Origin of the sequence: Pseudarthrobacter sp. NS4, assembly GCF_024758005.1 — a bacterium.
Taxonomy (GTDB): Bacteria; Actinomycetota; Actinomycetes; order Actinomycetales; family Micrococcaceae; genus Arthrobacter.
The window spans coordinates 1,793,623-1,811,602 of record NZ_CP103288.1; the positions used below are offsets into that span (position 1 = coordinate 1,793,623).

Sequence of the window (17,980 nt, forward strand, 5' to 3'; positions counted from 1 at the left end):
CGCTCCGGCAGTTGTCTTAACAGACTCTGCCGGCCGTGGTGGCGCTTGGTTTTCATCACGGACTTGACAGGGTCATAGTGGTGTTGCCCGTATGGTGATTCCACAGACCACCGCTAGAAAGGTTTTCTGTGACCCCGTCTTCCACGAAGAAGGACCCCGCCGCCCAGGACGACTTGTCCGCTGAGGAGAAGCAGGCTGCGACCAACGCCAAGCGGGCAGCTACGCGGGCAGCCAACAAGGCTTCTGCCGGTGAGGCTGCAGCGGACGGCAAACGCGAGCCGAAGAAGCGCGGGCCCAAGCCTGGCGCCAAGGCAGCTGCCGAGGCCGCCAACAAGGCGTCCGGTGACGTTGACCCCGACGAAGCAGACGACGTCGAGGAAGAACCCGACGACATCATCCTCGAAGGACCCGACGTGGTCGAGGATCCCGAGGCCGACCCCGCCAAGGCAGTGGCCGGCAGCGGTAAGGGTTTCGTGTACTCCGACGCCGACGACGATGACGCCCCGGTGCAGCAGGTCATGTCTGCCGGTGCTACAGCCGACCCCGTCAAGGACTACCTGAAGCAGATCGGAAAGGTTGCACTGCTCAACGCCGAGCAGGAAGTGGACCTTGCGCTCCGGATCGAAGCCGGGCTGTTCGCCGAGGAAAAGATCAACGCTGACGACGGCTCCATGGATCCGAAGTACAAGCGTGAACTCGAATTCATCATCCACGACGGCAAGCGCGCCAAGAACCACCTGCTGGAGGCCAACCTCCGCCTGGTGGTCTCGCTGGCAAAGCGTTACACCGGCCGCGGCATGCTGTTCCTGGACCTCATCCAGGAAGGCAACCTGGGCCTCATCCGCGCCGTGGAGAAGTTCGACTACACCAAGGGCTTCAAGTTCTCCACGTATGCCACCTGGTGGATCCGCCAGGCGATCACCCGTGCCATGGCTGACCAGGCGCGCACCATCCGTATTCCCGTGCACATGGTGGAGGTCATCAACAAGCTGGCCCGTGTCCAGCGCCAGATGCTCCAGGACCTCGGCCGTGAACCCACGCCCGAAGAGCTGGCGCTGGAACTGGACATGACCCCCGAAAAGGTCGTCGAGGTCCAGAAGTACGGACGTGAGCCCATTTCGCTCCACACACCGCTTGGCGAGGACGGCGACTCCGAATTCGGCGACCTGATCGAGGACTCCGAAGCCGTAGTGCCGGCAGACGCCGTGAGCTTCACGCTCCTGCAGGAGCAACTGCACTCGGTACTGGACACCCTGTCCGAACGCGAGGCCGGCGTAGTGGCCATGCGCTTCGGCCTGACCGACGGACAGCCGAAGACTTTAGACGAAATCGGCAAGGTCTACGGCGTCACGCGTGAGCGTATCCGCCAGATCGAATCCAAGACAATGTCCAAGCTCCGCCACCCCTCGCGGTCGCAGGTTCTGCGGGACTACCTGGACTAAGTCCCGGCGTACCGGCAACGCGGTGTCATCGCCCGCCCAACAACTTTGTTTGGGTGGGGGATGGCACCGCGTTGGCGCGTTAAAGACTCCCTTCCAGGGCGGGGCGCTGGCTGAACCAGGACCGGCGCTAATCAGGCGTTGGACAGTAGCAAGGCGTTAAACAAAGGATGGGACCCCTCCCTGCGGAGGAATCCCATCCCTTAGTGGTCCTGGTGCAACTAGTCGATTTCTACGGCAGCCTTCTCGTGAAGCTTTCCCGTCTCATCGTGCCAGTCGGAGCTCAACGGCTTGAGCGTTGCCTCGACTGCACGCGCATGGTGGCCGCAGAACAGCAGCTCACCGCCGGAGGACTCGAGTACAACCCGGACATATGCCTGAGCTCCGCAACGATCGCACCGGTCGAGTGCATTGAGTGTGCGGTCTGCCACTGCTGTTGTCATGTCGGCCTCCTTAGTAGATCAGTACATCTATATAACCAGCATTCGTAACAAAACCATCGCAAGGATGGGGCAAGTTCGCTGTGCGCGTATCCACAAGGTTGGGTCAAGATTCCCCCACCCGGCCAGGGGAAAGCGCGAGTGGCGCGGTGCACATCTGCCGCCAGGTGTGGCAGGCGGCTGTCCGCGCCGGGGCCGACTACCCTAGAGGAAGGGCCTTGAGCGCCCGCTTTATCCGTCCCTGAAGGAGTTCAACACCAGTGGCACCAAGTTCTGATTACACTGCCCGGCACCTGTCAGTGCTGGAGGGCCTTGAAGCCGTCCGCAAGCGCCCGGGCATGTACATCGGTTCCACCGACTCCCGCGGCCTGATGCACTGCCTCTGGGAAATCATCGACAACTCAGTGGACGAGGCGCTGGCCGGGTTCGGCCACGACATCAAGATCATCCTCCACGCGGACAACTCCGTGGAAATCCACGACGACGGCCGCGGCATCCCCATCGACAAGGAACCGAAGACCGGGCTCACCGGCGTTGAAGTGGTTTTCACCAAGCTTCACGCGGGCGGCAAGTTCGGCGGCGGCTCGTACACCGCATCCGGCGGCCTGCACGGCGTGGGCGCATCGGTGGTCAATGCCCTGTCATCGCGCCTGGACGTGGAGGTTGACCGGGGAGGTAAGACCTACAAGATGTCCTTCCGGCGCGGCGAGCCCGGTCGGTTCCAGGACGCCGGTGCCAGGATCGATCCCGCCGCACCTTTCACCCCGTTTGTGGACGATTCGGTGCTCGACGTCGTGGGAAAGGCCAAGCGGGGGGTCACCGGAACCCGCATCCGCTACTGGGCGGACCGGCAGATCTTCACCCCGGACGCAAAGTTTTCCTATGAAGAGCTCGCGGCCCGTGCCCGGCAGACTTCCTTCCTGGTTCCTGGGCTTAAGCTCACGGTCCGGGACGAGCGCAGGATTGCCGGGACCCCCGGCGAGGCCGGCCCGCACGAAGAGGTTTTCCACCACGACGGCGGCATCTCTGAGTTCGTCGAGTTCCTGGCGGTCGATCCCGCGGTCACCGATGTATGGCGGCTGCATGGCTCGGGAAAGTTTAAGGAGACCGTCCCCGTCCTTGACGAGCGGGGCCACAGCCAGCTTGCCGAAGTTGAACGTGACTGCGAAGTGGACGTGGCACTGCGCTGGGGGATCGGCTACGAAAGTACGGTCCGCAGTTTCGTGAACATCATCTCCACCCCGAAGGGCGGAACGCACCAGTCCGGTTTCGAGCAGGCCCTGGTGAAGACCTTCCGCAAAGCGGTGGAAACCAATGCCCGGAAGCTCAAGGCGGGCAATGACAAGATCGATAAAGACGACATCTTCGCCGGCCTGACGGCAGTCCTGACCGTCCGCCTCGCCGAGCCGCAGTTCGAAGGCCAGACCAAGGAAATCCTGGGCACCTCGGCTGTGCGTGCCATCGTTGCCAGGGTGGTGGAGCGCGAGATCGCGGCAAAGCTCACTTCCTCAAACAAGAACGACAAGGCACAGTCCGCGCTGCTGCTTGAAAAGATCGTCAGCGAGATGAAGTCGCGCATCTCGGCCCGCGTGCACAAGGAAACGCAGCGGCGCAAGAATGCGCTGGAAACCTCGTCGATGCCCACCAAGCTGGCTGACTGCCGCACGGACGACGTCGGCCGTTCCGAACTCTTCATCGTGGAAGGCGACTCGGCGCTGGGAACGGCCAAACTCGCACGCTCCTCGGACTTCCAGGCACTGCTGCCCATCCGCGGCAAGATCCTTAATGTCCAGAAAGCCTCGGTGGGGGACATGCTCTCCAACACCGAATGCGCTGCGCTGATCCAGGTGGTGGGCGCCGGCTCGGGCCGCAGCTTCGACCTTGCCGCCGCACGCTACGGCAAAGTTATCCTCATGACCGACGCCGATGTGGACGGGGCCCACATCCGTACGCTTTTGTTGACGCTGTTCTTCCGCTACATGCGCCCCATGATCGAAGAGGGACGGGTTTTTGCCGCCGTGCCCCCGCTGCACCGGGTGGAAGTGATCAATGCCGGCCAAAAGGCCAACGAGATGATCTACACCTATTCGGAGGCGGAGCTGCACGAGCTGCTGGCGCGGCTGGTCAAGGAAGGCAAGCGGTACAAGGAGCCCATCCAGCGCTACAAGGGCCTGGGGGAGATGGACGCCGAACAGCTGGCTGAGACCACCATGGATCCGCGCCACCGCACCCTGCGCAAGGTGGGCATCGAGAATGCCAAGCAGGCGGAGGAGATCTTTGACCTGCTGATGGGCTCCGACGTGTCCCCGCGCAAGGACTTCATCATCGCGGGTGCCTCCAGCCTGGACCGGGAACGTATCGACGCCTGAGGGCCCGCGCGACGTACGGCTCGGCAGGCGGGTTCAGCCCAGCAGGCCGGGAACCACCAGCAGCGCCGTGGGCAGGGCCAGCAGCAGCACACACCCGGCCAGGACGAGGTTGCGCACGGCGCCCGGAAGCGGGGGCTGCGGCGACAGCAGCCGGCTGACACGTGAAGCGGTGGTGCGGGCCGAGTCTGAGCCGGAGGCACCCGTTCCGGCGTCGAGGCCGGACAGCGCGAGGCTGGAAGCAGCCGGCTGAAGGTCCGCGGCCTCGGCACCCGGCGCCGACCCGCTGGCAACAATGGCGATGGCCTTGATAAGGGTGGCTTTGCTCTCGGTCTTGAGCGCGACGTCGTCGGCCAGCATCTCTATCAGCGAGTTGACGGATTCCTGGGCAAGCCGGGTGGTGGGAAGCCAGGGCAGCGCCTGCCGCCAGGCCGCGAAGGCCCACAGGAGCAGGTGGTGGCGCTGGCTCAGGTGGGCGTTCTCGTGGATCAGGACGGCCCGCAGTTCAGCCGGTTCGAGGGCAGCCATCAGGCCGTCCGACAGAACAGTTACGGAGCGGGCGCCGCCGGGCAGGCAGTATGCGACCGGAGAATCGTGGCTGATGACCAAGGTTGCGGCATCCTGCCCTGAAGGCGATGCCAGCAGGGCAAGCAGCTCGCGGTGGCGCCGCCGCTGCCGTTCAATCTTGTAGTAGGTCAGCAGCAGGGTGAACACGAGGTGGGCTGTGAGCAGCGCGGCTGCCGACAGCGCGAAGATGTGCCAGAACCCCAGCGCCGTGGTGGGAGCATTGAACAGCACCATCCCAGCGAGTGCGCGGAGCCCGGCAATGAGGTTGTCGCCGATCGGTTCCAGTCCGTAGACCAGCATGGCGCCGATCATGGACAGCCCGCCGGCCAGTGCGATGGCCTGCCAGAGGAGCATGGCGGTGAACGGTGAGCGCGCGGGCCACCGGGCGCGCGAAAGGAGGATGGGCACTGGCCACGCCAGGATTACCGCCAGGACCGCCAGCAGGTATGAGGCCCAGAACATGGTTTGTTAGAGATGGCCAAGCAGTTTGCGCAGCGTTTCGGCTTCACCTTCGGAGACGGAGCCAATGAAGCGTGCCAGGACGGCTTCACGGTCCGGCGCGGACCCCAGGACTTCATGCATGAGTTCCGCCGTGTGGTCTTCACGGCTCGACACAGCCTGGTAGCGGTGCGGACGGGTGCCGCGTTCGCGCTCCACCAGTCCCTTCTTCTCCAGCCGGGACAGCACCGTGAGCACGGTGGTGACCGCGAGTTCCTTGCCTTCGTGGCCTGCCGCCCCGCCCTGGCCGGCCGAGGTTTGCGCGAGCCGGTCCCGCAGGGTGTTGGCCGTGGCCGCTTCCTGGCCCGCCCAGAGCAGGTCCATTACTGCCCGTTCAAGTTCACCAAGAGTAGCCATTGCACTTTTCCTTTGTTTCCCCGCACCGCGCGCCGTTTGGCGCCGGTGACTCCACACAGTTATTCAACTACACAATCAAATTTACCCTGAATCCGCCGTACTTTCTACGTTGGGTAGAACTAAGGGTGGCCGCGCCCGCCGATACCTGGTCCGGGGGCCTGCTGATACGCCTTCGAATGGTCCGGAGGTGGGTTTTACACTGCCGACGGCGTTGTTCTACACTTTGTAGAAGTTAGGGTTTCTACAGAACGTAGAAAACCCCCGGCTCACAGTAGGGACCGCCATGGACGCTCTGGAAATCGCACGCTGGCAATTCGGTATCACCACCGTCTACCACTTCATGATGGTGCCGCTGACCATCGGCCTGGGCCTCGTGGTGGCCGTCATCCAGACCGCCTGGCACCGCACGGGCAAGCCTGAATACCTCCGGATGACCAAGTTCTGGGGAAAGCTGTTCCTCATCAACTTCATCATGGGCGTTGCCACCGGCATCGTGCAGGAGTTCCAGTTCGGGATGGCCTGGAGCGAGTACAGCCGCTTCGTCGGAGATGTCTTCGGCGCCCCGCTGGCCCTTGAAGCCCTCCTGGCCTTCTTCGTGGAGTCCACCTTCCTGGGCCTCTGGATTTTCGGCTGGAAGCAGCTGAAGCCCGGCATCCACCTGGCCTGCCTGTGGATTGCCGTCATTGGATCCGTGTTTTCCGCCTACTTCATCATCGTTGCCAACAGCTGGATGCAGCACCCGGTGGGGGTGGAGATGGTGGACGGCAGGCCTGTCATGACCGACGCCTGGGCCGTCTTCACGAACAACACCGCGCTGGTCGCGGTGCCCCACACCCTGTTCGGCGCGCTGGCCGTAGCGGGCGGCTTCCTCCTGGGCATCGCCTGGTACCACCTCTGGAGCAGGCGCCGCGACGGCGTCGACACCCTGGGCGCCGACGGCAAGGTGGTCCCGGGCGAGTCGGCAACCATCCCCGGCCGCGACCGCGCAGACCACACCGTCTGGATCCGGTCCCTGCGGATCGGCGCCGTAGTGGCCATGATCTCCTTCGCCGGCACCGCCCTCACCGGTGACCTGCAGGGCAAACTGATGTTCGAGCAGCAGCCCATGAAGATGGCAGCAGCCGAGGCAGCCTGCCACGACGGCACCGGATTCTCCGTCCTGAGCATCGGCAACCTCGGCTCACAGAACTGCGACGACATCGTGGCCCTGATCGAAGTTCCCGGTATTCTGTCCTACCTGGCGAAGGGTGACTTCACCACCGAGGTCAAGGGTGTGAACACCCTGCTGCCCGAATACCAGGAAAACTACGGGACGCACCTGCCGGACAACCCGATCTACGGCGATCGGGCCGGCCAGGAAATCGACTACCTGCCGGTCATGGAGGTCACTTACTGGGGCTTCCGCATGATGATCGGTTTCGGCGGGTTCGCGGCGCTGGCCGCACTTGTTGCGCTGTGGCTCACCCGGAGCGGCACCGTTCCCCGGTCCCCGTGGCTCATGCGGCTGGCCGTCCTGGGCATCATGGCCCCCTTTGGCGCCAACGCGGCCGGCTGGATCTTCACCGAGATGGGCCGCCAGCCGTTTGTGGTGGCCCCCAACCCGGACCCCAACGGCATTGACCAGGTGTTTATGTTCACGGCAGCAGCCGTCTCTCCGGGGGTCTCGGCCGGGGAACTGCTCGCATCCCTCATTACCCTGACAGCGGTGTACGCCGTCCTGCTGGTGGTCGAGGTGAAGCTCCTGGTCAAATACATCCGCGGCGGCGTTGTCTCCGCCATGCCGGAGCTCGCCCACGTCCCCGCGGATGAAAACGAGGACGCCACTCCCGGACCCGATGGACCGGGCGGCGCCAGGCCGGCGGACGACGTCCTGGCCTTCGCCTACTGATTCCGCCCAACAGAAGAGCAAGAGGAAACGAAGAATGGAACTGCTGCCAACTATCTGGTTCATCGCCATTGCGGTGCTGTGGACCGGGTACCTCTTCCTTGAAGGCTTCGACCTGGGCGTCGGAATGCTGATGAAGATGTTCGCCCGCAACAACACCGAGCGGCGCGTGCTGCTCAACACCATCGGCCCCGTCTGGGACGGCAACGAAGTGTGGCTCCTCACGGCCGCCGGCGCCACCTTCGCTGCCTTTCCGCTCTGGTACGCCTCCTTGTTCTCCGCCCTCTACCTGCCCTTGCTGGTGGTCCTGGTCGCCCTGATCTTCCGCGCGGTGGCCTTCGAGTACCGCGGCAAAGTGGATACCGACCGCTGGCGGGCACGCTGGGACTGGGCCATCGCCCTGGGGTCGTTCTTCGCGGCCTTCGGCGTGGGAGCTGCCCTGGCCCTCACCACCACCGGCCTGCCCCTGAATGCAAACGGCGACCGCGAAGGCGGTCCCCTCGCCTGGTTCAGTGGTTACGCAGTACTGGGCGGGCTGGCCGTGGTTGGCTTCTCGCTGGTCCACGCGTTGGCGTTCCTGGCACTGAAGACCGACGGCGACATCCGGCACCGGGCACGCCGCTGGTTCATCCGGCTGCTCCCTGTCCTGCTCCTGCCCATCGCAGCCTGGGCGCTCAGCATCCAGGTGATGGAGGGAAAGCCGTGGACCTGGGCTGCAGTCCTGCTCGCCGTCGCCGCGGCCGCCCGTGCCTGGGCACTTGCCCGGTCAGGCGCCGAAGGCAAAGCGTTCCTGGCGCTGGGCGCATTCCTGGTGCTCGGCACGGCGTCCATCTTTGGTGCGGTATTCCCCGTGGTGCTGCCGTCCACCCTGGACGGGGCTTTTGACCTCACCATTTCCAACGCTTCATCGTCGGACTACACTCTGGGCCTTATGAGCATTGTCGCAGCGTTCGGCCTGCCCCTGGTGATCGCCTACCAGGCCTGGACCTACTGGGTGTTCCGCCGCCGGGTCAGCGCTGCCTCCATCCCCGAGGCCCACAGCTTCCTGCCCGCAATCGCCGCCAAGGCATTCACCACCAAGGGCTGACGTGCGGCCCACCTTCCCAACCGGCCCGGCCACCCGATCCGCCATCTACTGCCTTGGCCTCCTGGCGGCGCTCAAGGCGTTGTCGCTGGTCCTCATGGGCCAGGCCGTGGCCGCCGTCCTGGCCGGACTGGCCGCGGGGACCCCCGACCCGGCCGGCCAGATCGTAGCCGGGCAGATTGTCCCTGGGCTGGTGGGCGTCGTCCTGCGGTCACTCACCGTGTGGGGACAGGCCGTTGCTGCCCGCCGCGCTGCCCTGGGCATCAAGGAGGAGCTGCGCTCAGGACTGCTGGAACGAGCGCTGCGCAACGGCGCCAGGGGAAGCGGCCCGGCAGACGGCGGCCTCGCCGTGCTGGCCACCCGGGGTCTGGATGCCCTGGACAGCTACTACACACAATTCCTGCCTGCCCTGGTGAACTGCGCCGCCATCCCGCTGCTGCTCGGGGCACGGATCCTTTTCGCCGACTGGGTCAGTGCCGTCGTGATTGTCCTGACCGTGCCATTGGTGCCGCTGTTCATGGTGCTGATCGGCCGGTACACGGAGGACAAGGTGCGCGAGGCGCAGTCCTCGCTCGCCCGGCTCTCCGCCCACATGCTGGAACTCGCCAAGGGCCTGCCGGTCCTGGTGGGCCTCGGCCGTGCCACCGCCCAGCGCAAGGCCCTGGAGGAGATCTCCGAGGAATACCGCTCCCGCACCATGGGCACCCTGCGTACGGCGTTCATGTCGGCGCTGGCGCTGGAACTTATCGCCACCATTTCCGTCGCAGTGGTGGCGGTGTTTATCGGCGTGCGGCTGGTGCACGGTGACATGCCGCTCGAAGCCGGCCTGCTGGCACTCATCCTCGCCCCGGACTGCTACCTGCCCCTGCGCGAGCTGGGGACCGCCCACCATGCCAGCGACGACGGCCGCGTGGCCCTCGCCGAGGTTACCGCGGTGACCGACGCACCCGAGGCCCAGCCGCTCCCGGCCGTCCCGGCGGGCGGGCCGGGTGCCCCCATCACTGTCAGCGGACTCAAGGTCAGCTACAACGGAAGGTCCAGGGCCGCCGTCGGCCCCCTCAGCTTCGAAGCGCCGCAAAGCAGCATCACTGCCCTCGACGGACCCAGCGGCGCGGGAAAGAGCACTGTCCTGGGCGTCCTGGCCGGAACTGTCGGGGACGGCGGCGGGACCGTCATCACGGGCTCCATCCGGGGCCTGGACCGCGGCGCCCTGGCGTGGGTCCCACAGCACCCGGTAATGGTGGCCGAAACCGTGTTGGACGAGGTGGTGCTCTACCTTTCGGCAAATGCCCGCACCGCCCGGGACCGTGCCCGCACGGAAGACACCGCCCGGTCCTGCCTGGCCCGGGCCGCGGCCGGGCACCTGGCCGCCAAGCATCCGGCAGAGCTGAGTCCCGGTGAGCTGCGCCGGGTGGCACTCGCCCGTGGGCTGGCCAGGATCGAGGCGGGGGCCACTGTCCTGCTGCTTGACGAACCCACGGCCCATCTGGACGACGTGTCGGCGATTCTGGTCGAAGACGCCATCCGCCGGCTGCGGGGCCAGGTCACGGTGATCCTGGTGGCGCACGGGGAACGCACCAGGAACCTCGCCGACCAACTTGTGCCGGTGTTGCCGGCTGACCCGGCCATGGACCGGGAACCCGGCGCGGAACCGGCTGCACAACGCGCGGCCCTGCCGGTTTCAGGTGCTCCCGCCGCCGCAGTTTCCGGCAGCGGAGTTACCCGCGCCATCCCAACCGATGGGCCCGCCCCTGCCGCCTCCCGTACCCCCGGATCCGCTGGCGGCAGCGGCACCAAGAACCCCGCCCGGCTCCTGGCATCACTCCTGGCACCGGTGCAGGGAAAGTTCGCCGCCGCAGCCGCCGTCGGAACCCTGGCGGCGGTCTTCGCCGTCGCCCTGTCCGGCCTGTCCGGCTGGCTCATCATCCGTGCCAGCGAACAGCCGCCCATCCTGTACCTGCTCTCGGCCATTGTGGGGGTCCGGTTCTTCGGCATCGGGCGGGCCGTGTTCCGGTATTGGGAACGGCTGCTGCTCCATGACGCCGTGTTCGCTGCCCTCACGCGGCTGCGTGGCCGGCTCTGGGAGACCCTCAGCCGCCGTGCCCTTGCACTCCGGCGCCTGCTCCAGGGCGGCAGCGTGCTGGGCACGGTGATTGACGACGTCGATACCGTCCGCGACCTGCTGCCCCGCGTGGTCCTGCCGCCGGTCACCGCGGCGGCAGTCTCGGTCCTGGCCCTGGTCACCACCGCGCTGCTGGTGCCGCCAGCGCTGCCCGCCGTTATTGCTGCAGGCGCTGCCAGCCTGCTGCTCGCACCGGCGGTTGCACTCTGGGGCGACCGGAAGTCGGCCACCGCGGAGCAGGTGCTCCGTTCGGGCGTCCTGCGGCGGATCTCTGCAGCCCTTGACGCGCGCGCCGAACTCCACGCCAACGGCGTGGCACCCCTCGTGCTCGACGGGCTCCGCGCCGAGGACCGCAACGCCACCCGGGCCTCCCGGCGCTCCGCCTGGGCGGACGGGCTGGGCCACGCAATCACCACCGCCAGCTGCGGCGCCGCGGCACTCGGGGCCGCCTGGCTGGCAGCCCCGGCGGTACTCGACGGCGGGGTTGCTCCGGCGACAGCGGCGGTGGTGGTCCTGCTGCTCCTCGCCCTCGTGGAACCGTACGCAGCCATGACGACGGCGGTACGCCAGTTCCCGGCGCTCCGGACAGTTCTCCAGCGGGTGGGGGAGTCCGGGGCACTGGAAACGGCTGGCCCGGCAGGCGCCGGCAGTGCGGACGGGCTGCAGGCGGTACCCGCCCGCAGCGGCAACCGGCCCGGCGTCGAACTGAAGAACCTGGCAGCGGCCTGGCCTGGCGGCGCCCCCGTGTTTACCGGGCTGGACGCCGTGGCGGAACCGGGACGCTGGCTGGCCGTGACGGGCCCGTCAGGTTCGGGCAAATCGACGCTGCTCTCGGTCCTGCTGGGGTTCCTTCCCGCCGCGGCGGGGCAGGCAAGCGTTACCGGCCAGGCGGCCTGGTGCCCCCAGGAAGCCCACCTCTTCGACTCCACCATCCGCGGCAACCTGCTGCTGGGACGCCCCGCCGGACCGGAAGGCGGGCGGTCAAATGGACGTGGGCGCGGGGAGGCGGACATGGAAGCGGTCATGGCTGCCGTAGGCCTCACCGGACTGATGGCGCGGCTGCCCGACGGGCTGGACACCCGGATCGGCCCTGGTGGAGCGTTCCTGAGCGGCGGAGAGCGCCAGCGCCTCGCCGTTGCCCGCACGCTTATGACAGGGGCGGAGGTGATCCTCCTGGACGAACCAACAGCACATTTGGATGCGGAATCGGCCCGGGCCATGCTGGCGGACCTCCGGGCCGGACTGCGCAACCGCACCCTGGTGCTGGTGACGCACAACCCCGCAGATATCCACCCGGAGGACACCCGGCTGGTTTTGCCGGGCCGTGGCGTCGTGCCGGCCGCTTCCGAAGCGGAAGGCGGCCTGGTGGGGTCACGGGCGGGAACCGTCGGGGAAGCTTAGCCGTCCACGTCGTGAAGGTGATGGACGACGTCGTGCAGGAAGTACTGGGCAAGCGTCAGGACGGTGAATTCGGAGCCGTTGCTGCGGAGCCCTTTGCGGCCCCATTCCGCTTCGCGGACACCTGCAAAGGACTCCGCCGCCTGCTTTCCCTCGGCCGTGAGCTCGGCGCTGACAACAGCGGGGTCGGCGTTGGCGTAGTCCCTGTCGATCGCCGTCTGGTCCTGGTCCCAGTTCTCGAACCGGGCGTCCTCCGAATCGAGCATGAGGTTGAGCCGCTGGTCAAAAAGGCTGAAAACGTCCCGGACATGGCAGGCATACTCCAGTGCAGACCAGGTGTTGTCATTCGGGCGTTCCGCCACATCCGACCGGCGAAGCACCGCCCGCCACCGGGGCAGGATGTTTTCGATGTTCCCGGGCACCGTGGACGGTGTGACTGTGGTGGCATCGAACGAGCATTCCGGGCAGGGACGCGACAGGACCCAGGTCCAGTCCTTCTCATCAGGAACGATAGGCATGGAAGCAGTCTAAGCGGGATCAGGCCAGGCCATCGCAGGACCCACCGCTTCCACGGGCTGGGACAGCGGGACGCCCGAGCCGTCACGCCGGCCGTGCTCCTGCGGCAGGGACCTGGCCACACCGGCAGCGGAGGAGGCCTTGGCCGGGCCATGCCCTGCCCAGGCCAGCAGCAGCGTATCTTCGCCCCGCAGGAACCGGTGTGCCCGAACGCCCGCGGTGGCGCGCCCCTTGGCGGGGTACTCGGAGAATGCGGTGACCTTGGCCGTGCCGGGGGCGGTGCCGGGAAGGGCGCCGACGGTGCCTGCTATGGTCACCACGACGGCGGCCTCGTCCTTGGGCTGCACCGCGCCGAAGAACAGCACACGGTCGCCCGCCGCCAGCTTGATGCCCGCCATGCCACCGGCCGTGCGGCCCTGCGGACGCACGCCGGCCGCTCCGAACTTGAGCAGCTGCGCCTGGCTGGTGAGGAACACGAGTTCCGCGTCATCCGCTCCGGCCGGCGCAACGCCCACCACAAAATCCTTGTCCTTGAGGGCAATGACTTCCCAGTCCTCGCGGTTCAGCGGGTAGTCCGGCTGGACCCGCTTGACCACGCCCTGGGCGGTGCCAATGGCCAGCACCTCATCCAGCGGCACGAATGCCACCAGGGTCTCGCCCTTCAGCAGGGTGATGAAGTCCTTGACGGGAACGCCGCCGGCGAGGTTGGGCAGCCCCGTCATGGGCGGAAGGACGGGCATATCCATCACCTGGAGCCGGAGCATGCGTCCCTGTGAGGTGACGGCGGCGACCTCCCCGCGGGCCGATGTCTTCACCACCGAGGTGAACACATCGTGCTTGCTCCGCGGGCCGGCTTCGGCCAGCGGTTCATGGTTGCTGGTCCGCGCCACCTGGCCGGAGGCAGTCAGGATCGCCCAGCAGGGGTCGTCGGCGATTTCCAGGGCCAGCGGGACCGCCTTGCCCTTCTTTCCGGCCACTGCGGCAAGCTCGGCGGCGATGGTGGGGGATACTGCTTCCGATTCCAGGAGCACGGTCCGGCGCGGGGTGCCATGCTGCTCCGCGATCCCGCCGAGCTCATCGGAGACCAAAGTTCGGAGGCGTTCCTCCGAGCCCAGGATGGCTTCCAGTTCCGCGATCTCGCGGCGCAGCTCATCCTGCTCCTTCTCCAGTTCGATCCGGGAGTATTTGGTGAGCTGGCGCAGGCGCAGCTCCAGGATGTAGTTCGCCTGGATCTCGGAAAGGTCGTAGATGGACATCAGGCGGGCGCGGGCAGCGGCGGCCTCGTCCGACGACCGGATGATCTGGATGACCTCGTCGATGTCCACGATGGCGATGAGGAGGCCCTCCACCAGGTGCAGCCGGTCCTTCTTTTTGCCCAGCCGGAAGGCGGTCCGGCGGCGCACCACGTTGATCCGGTGGTTGACGTAGACGGACAGCAGCTCCACCAGGCCGAGCGTCTGGGGCTGGCCGTCCACCAGGGTGACGTTGTTGATGCCGAAGGAATCCTCCATCGGCGAGTAGCGGTACAGCTGCTGGAGGACGGCGTTGGGGTTGAAGCCGTTCTTGAGCTCGATGACCAGGCGCAGGCCGTGCTTGCGGTCCGTCAGGTCGACGATGTCGCTGATGCCCATCAGCTTCTTGGCGTTGACGGCGTCCTTGATCTTTTCGATCACTTTTTCCGGGCCCACCATGTACGGGAGCTCGGTGACCACCAGGCCGGTGCGGCGGGCGGTGAGCTGCTCGACCTCCACCTTGGCCCGGGTCTTGAAGGAGCCGCGGCCCGTGGCGTAGGCATCCCGGATTCCGTCGAGGCCGACGATGCGCCCTCCGCTGGGCAGGTCCGGGCCCGGGACGAACCGCATGATGTCATCCAGCGTGGCATCGGGGTGCGCGATCAGGTGCCGGGCAGCGGAGATCACCTCCACCAGGTTGTGCGGGGCCATGTTGGTGGCCATGCCGACGGCGATTCCGGTGGCGCCGTTGACCAGGAGGTTGGGGAAGGCGGCGGGCAGGACATCCGGCTGGGTCAGCTGGTTGTCGTAGTTGGGGACGAAGTCCACCACGTCTTCGTCAAGGTGGTCAGTGAGCGTGAGGGCGGCGGCGGCCAGCCTGGCCTCGGTGTACCGCGGAGCCGCGGGGCCGTCGTCGAGCGAGCCGAAGTTGCCGTGCCCGTCAATCAGCGGCAGCCGCAGCGAGAAGTCCTGCGCCATGCGCACCATGGCGTCGTAGATGGCGGTGTCACCGTGGGGGTGCAGCTTGCCCATGACTTCGCCCACCACGCGCGCGCTTTTAACGTGCCCGCGGTCCGGCCGCAGGCCCATGTCGCTCATCATGTAGAGGATGCGGCGCTGCACCGGCTTCAGCCCGTCCCGGGCGTCCGGAAGGGCCCGGGAGTAGATCACGGAATAGGCATACTCCAGGAACGATCCCTCCATTTCGGAGGTGACATCGATATCCACGATGTTCTCCGTGTAGGGGGAAGTGTCCACAACGGGGGCTGAACTCTGGCGGCGGGCCATGGGGTGGGTAGATCCTTCTGGGGGTTACTGTGCAGCTTTCGGGGGTGCTGCCGAAGTTTTTGGCTAGGCTAAGCCTATGGTGGATCAGCCCGGGGACGGCGAATATCCGGAACATTGGGAAGCCGATGTCGTCCTGCGCGACGGCGGAACAGCGCATTTGCGCCCCATTCATCCCTCGGATGCCGATGCCGTCCAGGCCTTCCACATGCGGCAGTCGCAGGATTCAATTTACATGCGGTTCTTCGCCTTCAAAGCCAGGTTGTCCAGCAAGGAGCTCAAACGCTTCACGGAGGTGGACTACAAAGACCGGGTGGCATTCGTCATCACCAGCCGGGGGGAAATCATCGGGATCGGCCGCTATGACCGGCTGGATGATCCGGCCGAGGCTGAGGTTGCCTTCAATATTGCCGATGCCCACCAAGGGAGGGGACTCGGGTCAATCCTGCTCGAACACCTTGCTGCTGCGGCCCACGAAAACGGGATCCGCCGGTTCAGCGCCGAGGTGCTGCCGGAGAACCGCAAGATGCTGATGGTGTTTTCCGACGCCGGCTACGACGTCAAGCGCCATTTCGACGACGGCGTCGTCAGCCTCGAATTCAACATCGACCCCACCGAAAAATCCCGTGCCGTCATGGAGTCCCGCGAGCACCGCGCGGAGGCGAGGAGCGTCCGGGACCTGCTGACGCCGTCGTCCATTGCCGTCATCGGCGCCAGCCGCAAGTGGGGGACCGTTGGCTACCAGCTCCTCGAACACATCGTCGAGGGCGGGTTTCCCGGTCCGGTTTACGCGATCAACCCCGAGGCGCTGGAACTGGCGGGCATGATGTCCTTCGGCAGCCTGTCCGAAGTGCCGGATCCCGTGCAGCTCGCCGTGATCGCGGTTCCCTACGAGGAGGTCACGCCTGTGGTGGCCCAGTGCGCCGCGGCAGGCGTCAAGGGCCTGGTGGTCGCCTCCGCAGGCTTCGCGGACGACGGCGAACGCGGCCTCCTGCGGCAGCGGGACCTGGTGCGGCAGGCCAGGGCAAACGGCATGCGCGTCATCGGTCCTGCCTCCCTGGGCATCGTGAACACGCACCCGGACGTCTCGCTCAACGCGTCGATGGCGCCCACACTGCCCCTGCGGGGAGGCCTGGGCCTGTTCAGCCAGTCGGCAGCCATCGGCGTCTCGCTTTATGCAGCCTCAAGCCGGCGGCGGCTGGGGCTGTCCACGTTCCTCTCCGCCGGGAACAGGGCGGACGTCTCGGGCAATGACATGATGCAGTACTGGGAGGACGACTCCGACACCTCCGCCGTTGGCCTTTACCTGGAGTCGATCGGCAACCCCCGCAAGTTCTCCCGCCTGGCCCGCCGGCTGGCGCGTACCAAACCGGTGATCGTGGCCAAGTCCGACTCCATGGGCCTGCGGCTGCCCCCGGGCCATGCCGTCCGTACCACCCAGGCCCCCGCCGGGGCACTGGACGCCATGCTGCGCCAGTCCGGTGTGATCCGCGTGGAGACCATCGAACAGCTCGTGGATGTGGCGCAGGTTGTTTCCGGCCAGCCCATTCCTGCCGGACCCGGACTGGCCATCTTCAGCAACTCCCGGGCACTGGGCAAAGTCGTGGCCGACAGCGCCGCCGACCAGGGCCTGAACGTCGTGGAGCTGGTGACCGAAGTGGACCTCGACGCCGGACGGTCGGTAGCCCTGCCGGCCTTGCGGTCGGCGTTGCTCAAGACCCTGCAATCAGACACCGTGCATTCCGTCATCGCCGCACTTCTGCCGGCCCGCGGCCTCACCGTGGACAGCATTGCCGAGGTGCTAGCCGAGTGCTCAGCGGCCGCCGGGAAACCCGTCGTGGCCGCGTTCACCGGGATCCTGGATCCTTCGGTCTACGTCGAAGGGATGGTGGGATCCCTGGACGCTGCCGTTCCCTGTTTCTCCAATCCCGGTGCCGCGGTGGCCGCGCTCGCGGCCGTGGTGCGGTACTCGGAGTGGGTGTCCCGAGACCAGGGGCATTTCGTCGAACCTGCCGGCTGCGATCCCCGGCAGGCGCGGGCTGAGCTCGAGGTCCTGCTCCGGGACGTCAGGGGGGAGCAGCTCCGGCAGTTGGAGCCGGCAGCGGCTGCTTCCCTGCTGGGCCACTATGGCATTGCGGTGCTCCCGTCCGTCGGCTTCGACACTCCGGACCAGGCCGTTGAGGCGGCGGATACCCTGGGCTGGCCGGTGGCGCTGAAGACCACCGATCCCGCCCTGCGGCACCGGCTTGACCTCGGCGGAGTCCGCCTGGACATCCAGGATCCGGAGTCACTGCGCCGGAATGTCCTCCAGATGCGCCGGGCACTTTCCGCCTACGGGGATCCGTCGCTGGAGGTGCAGTCCATGGCGCCCGTGGGCCAGGCCTGCACCTTCCGGGCCATAGAAGACCCGCTGCTGGGTCCGGTGATTTCGTTCGGCCTCGCCGGCGACGCCGTCAACCTGCTGGATGACTGGTCCCACCGGGTGCCGCCACTGTCCGCAGCGGATGTGCATGACTTCATCCGCGGTCCCCGGGCCGCCAGGAAACTCTTCGCGTACCAGGGCCTGCCGGCCGTTGACGTGCAGGCCCTCGAGGACCTTGCGGGCCGGTTGGCCTGGATGAAGGACAACCATCCCGAAATTGCCCTGGTGGAATTCAACCCGGTGCTGTGCGGGACGACGGGGGCCACCATCCTGGCTGCTGACGTCCGGATCGGCAACCCCGCCCAGCGCACGGACAGCGCCCGGCGGGCCATGCTGGGTTGAGGCGGTTAGCAAAGTGACCTGCCCATCT

Annotated in this window: 11 protein-coding genes; 6 read left to right on the forward strand and 5 right to left on the reverse strand. The window is 66.7% G+C overall.

The features are described from left to right. Positions 1 to 128: 128 nt before the first annotated feature. Positions 129 to 1,442 carry an RNA polymerase sigma factor gene (locus tag NXY83_RS08355; RefSeq protein ID WP_258805625.1) on the forward strand — a complete coding sequence of 438 codons (1,314 nt, stop codon included), beginning with the start codon at positions 129 to 131 and terminating at the stop codon, positions 1,440 to 1,442. A 218-nt stretch (positions 1,443 to 1,660) separates the two neighbouring features. On the opposite strand, the gene NXY83_RS08360 is transcribed toward NXY83_RS08355, so the two are convergent. After that, positions 1,661 to 1,882 (reverse strand): DUF7455 domain-containing protein, encoded by a 222-nt coding sequence (locus NXY83_RS08360; protein ID WP_013600696.1) that lies wholly within the window; start codon positions 1,880 to 1,882, stop codon positions 1,661 to 1,663. A gap of 257 nt (positions 1,883 to 2,139) precedes the next feature. Here NXY83_RS08360 and NXY83_RS08365 point away from each other — a divergent pair, with 257 nt between their 5' ends. Next, positions 2,140 to 4,248 (forward strand): DNA gyrase/topoisomerase IV subunit B, encoded by a 2,109-nt coding sequence (locus NXY83_RS08365; protein ID WP_258805627.1) that lies wholly within the window; start codon positions 2,140 to 2,142, stop codon positions 4,246 to 4,248. A 33-nt stretch (positions 4,249 to 4,281) separates the two neighbouring features. Here NXY83_RS08365 and NXY83_RS08370 read toward each other — a convergent pair whose 3' ends face one another. Together NXY83_RS08370 and NXY83_RS08375 are read right to left on the reverse strand one after the other, a co-directional pair. Next, entirely contained in the window at positions 4,282 to 5,274 is a 993-nt protein-coding gene (locus NXY83_RS08370; protein WP_258805628.1) for a M56 family metallopeptidase, read from the reverse strand. A 6-nt stretch (positions 5,275 to 5,280) separates the two neighbouring features. Continuing rightward, complete coding sequence (locus NXY83_RS08375) at positions 5,281 to 5,667, reverse strand: BlaI/MecI/CopY family transcriptional regulator (protein ID WP_258805629.1); 387 nt, start codon at positions 5,665 to 5,667, stop codon at positions 5,281 to 5,283. 283 nt (positions 5,668 to 5,950) lie between these two features. Between NXY83_RS08375 and NXY83_RS08380 the strand changes: the two genes are divergently transcribed. Genes NXY83_RS08380 through cydD form a run of 3 tightly spaced genes read left to right on the forward strand, consistent with a single transcriptional unit; the run spans position 5,951 to position 12,159 of the window. Further along, complete coding sequence (locus tag NXY83_RS08380; protein WP_258805630.1) at positions 5,951 to 7,555, forward strand: cytochrome ubiquinol oxidase subunit I; 1,605 nt, start codon at positions 5,951 to 5,953, stop codon at positions 7,553 to 7,555. 34 nt (positions 7,556 to 7,589) lie between these two features. Further along, entirely contained in the window at positions 7,590 to 8,639 is a 1,050-nt protein-coding gene (cydB, locus tag NXY83_RS08385; RefSeq protein WP_258805631.1) for a cytochrome d ubiquinol oxidase subunit II, read from the forward strand. 1 nt (position 8,640) lies between these two features. After that, the gene (gene cydD / locus NXY83_RS08390) at positions 8,641 to 12,159 is read left to right on the forward strand and encodes a thiol reductant ABC exporter subunit CydD (RefSeq protein WP_258805633.1); all 3,519 of its coding nucleotides are present in this window, start codon (positions 8,641 to 8,643) and stop codon (positions 12,157 to 12,159) included. Here the strand turns inward: cydD and NXY83_RS08395 are convergent. Then, a complete protein-coding gene (locus NXY83_RS08395; protein WP_258805634.1) occupies positions 12,156 to 12,674 on the reverse strand; it encodes a DinB family protein in 519 nt (172 codons plus the stop codon). The two genes, cydD and NXY83_RS08395, sit on opposite strands and share 4 nt — an antisense overlap. 9 nt (positions 12,675 to 12,683) lie before the next feature. Continuing rightward, complete coding sequence (locus NXY83_RS08400; protein ID WP_258805635.1) at positions 12,684 to 15,191, reverse strand: DNA gyrase/topoisomerase IV subunit A; 2,508 nt, start codon at positions 15,189 to 15,191, stop codon at positions 12,684 to 12,686. 76 nt (positions 15,192 to 15,267) lie between these two features. Here NXY83_RS08400 and NXY83_RS08405 point away from each other — a divergent pair, with 76 nt between their 5' ends. Continuing rightward, positions 15,268 to 17,952 (forward strand): GNAT family N-acetyltransferase, encoded by a 2,685-nt coding sequence (locus tag NXY83_RS08405; RefSeq protein ID WP_258805636.1) that lies wholly within the window; start codon positions 15,268 to 15,270, stop codon positions 17,950 to 17,952. Positions 17,953 to 17,980 lie beyond the last annotated feature (28 nt).

What these genes read in the sequence shown, in the direction of transcription:
- NXY83_RS08360 (WP_013600696.1), bottom strand. Translation starts at nt 1,882, where the DNA reads ATGACAACAGCAGTGGCAGACCGCACACTCAATGCACTCGACCGGTGC.
- NXY83_RS08370 (WP_258805628.1), bottom strand. Translation starts at nt 5,274, where the DNA reads ATGTTCTGGGCCTCATACCTGCTGGCGGTCCTGGCGGTAATCCTGGCG.
- NXY83_RS08375 (WP_258805629.1), bottom strand. Translation starts at nt 5,667, where the DNA reads ATGGCTACTCTTGGTGAACTTGAACGGGCAGTAATGGACCTGCTCTGG.
- NXY83_RS08380 (WP_258805630.1), top strand. Translation starts at nt 5,951, where the DNA reads ATGGACGCTCTGGAAATCGCACGCTGGCAATTCGGTATCACCACCGTC.
- cydB (WP_258805631.1), top strand. Translation starts at nt 7,590, where the DNA reads ATGGAACTGCTGCCAACTATCTGGTTCATCGCCATTGCGGTGCTGTGG.
- NXY83_RS08395 (WP_258805634.1), bottom strand. Translation starts at nt 12,674, where the DNA reads ATGCCTATCGTTCCTGATGAGAAGGACTGGACCTGGGTCCTGTCGCGT.
- NXY83_RS08400 (WP_258805635.1), bottom strand. Translation starts at nt 15,191, where the DNA reads ATGGCCCGCCGCCAGAGTTCAGCCCCCGTTGTGGACACTTCCCCCTAC.
- NXY83_RS08405 (WP_258805636.1), top strand. Translation starts at nt 15,268, where the DNA reads ATGGTGGATCAGCCCGGGGACGGCGAATATCCGGAACATTGGGAAGCC.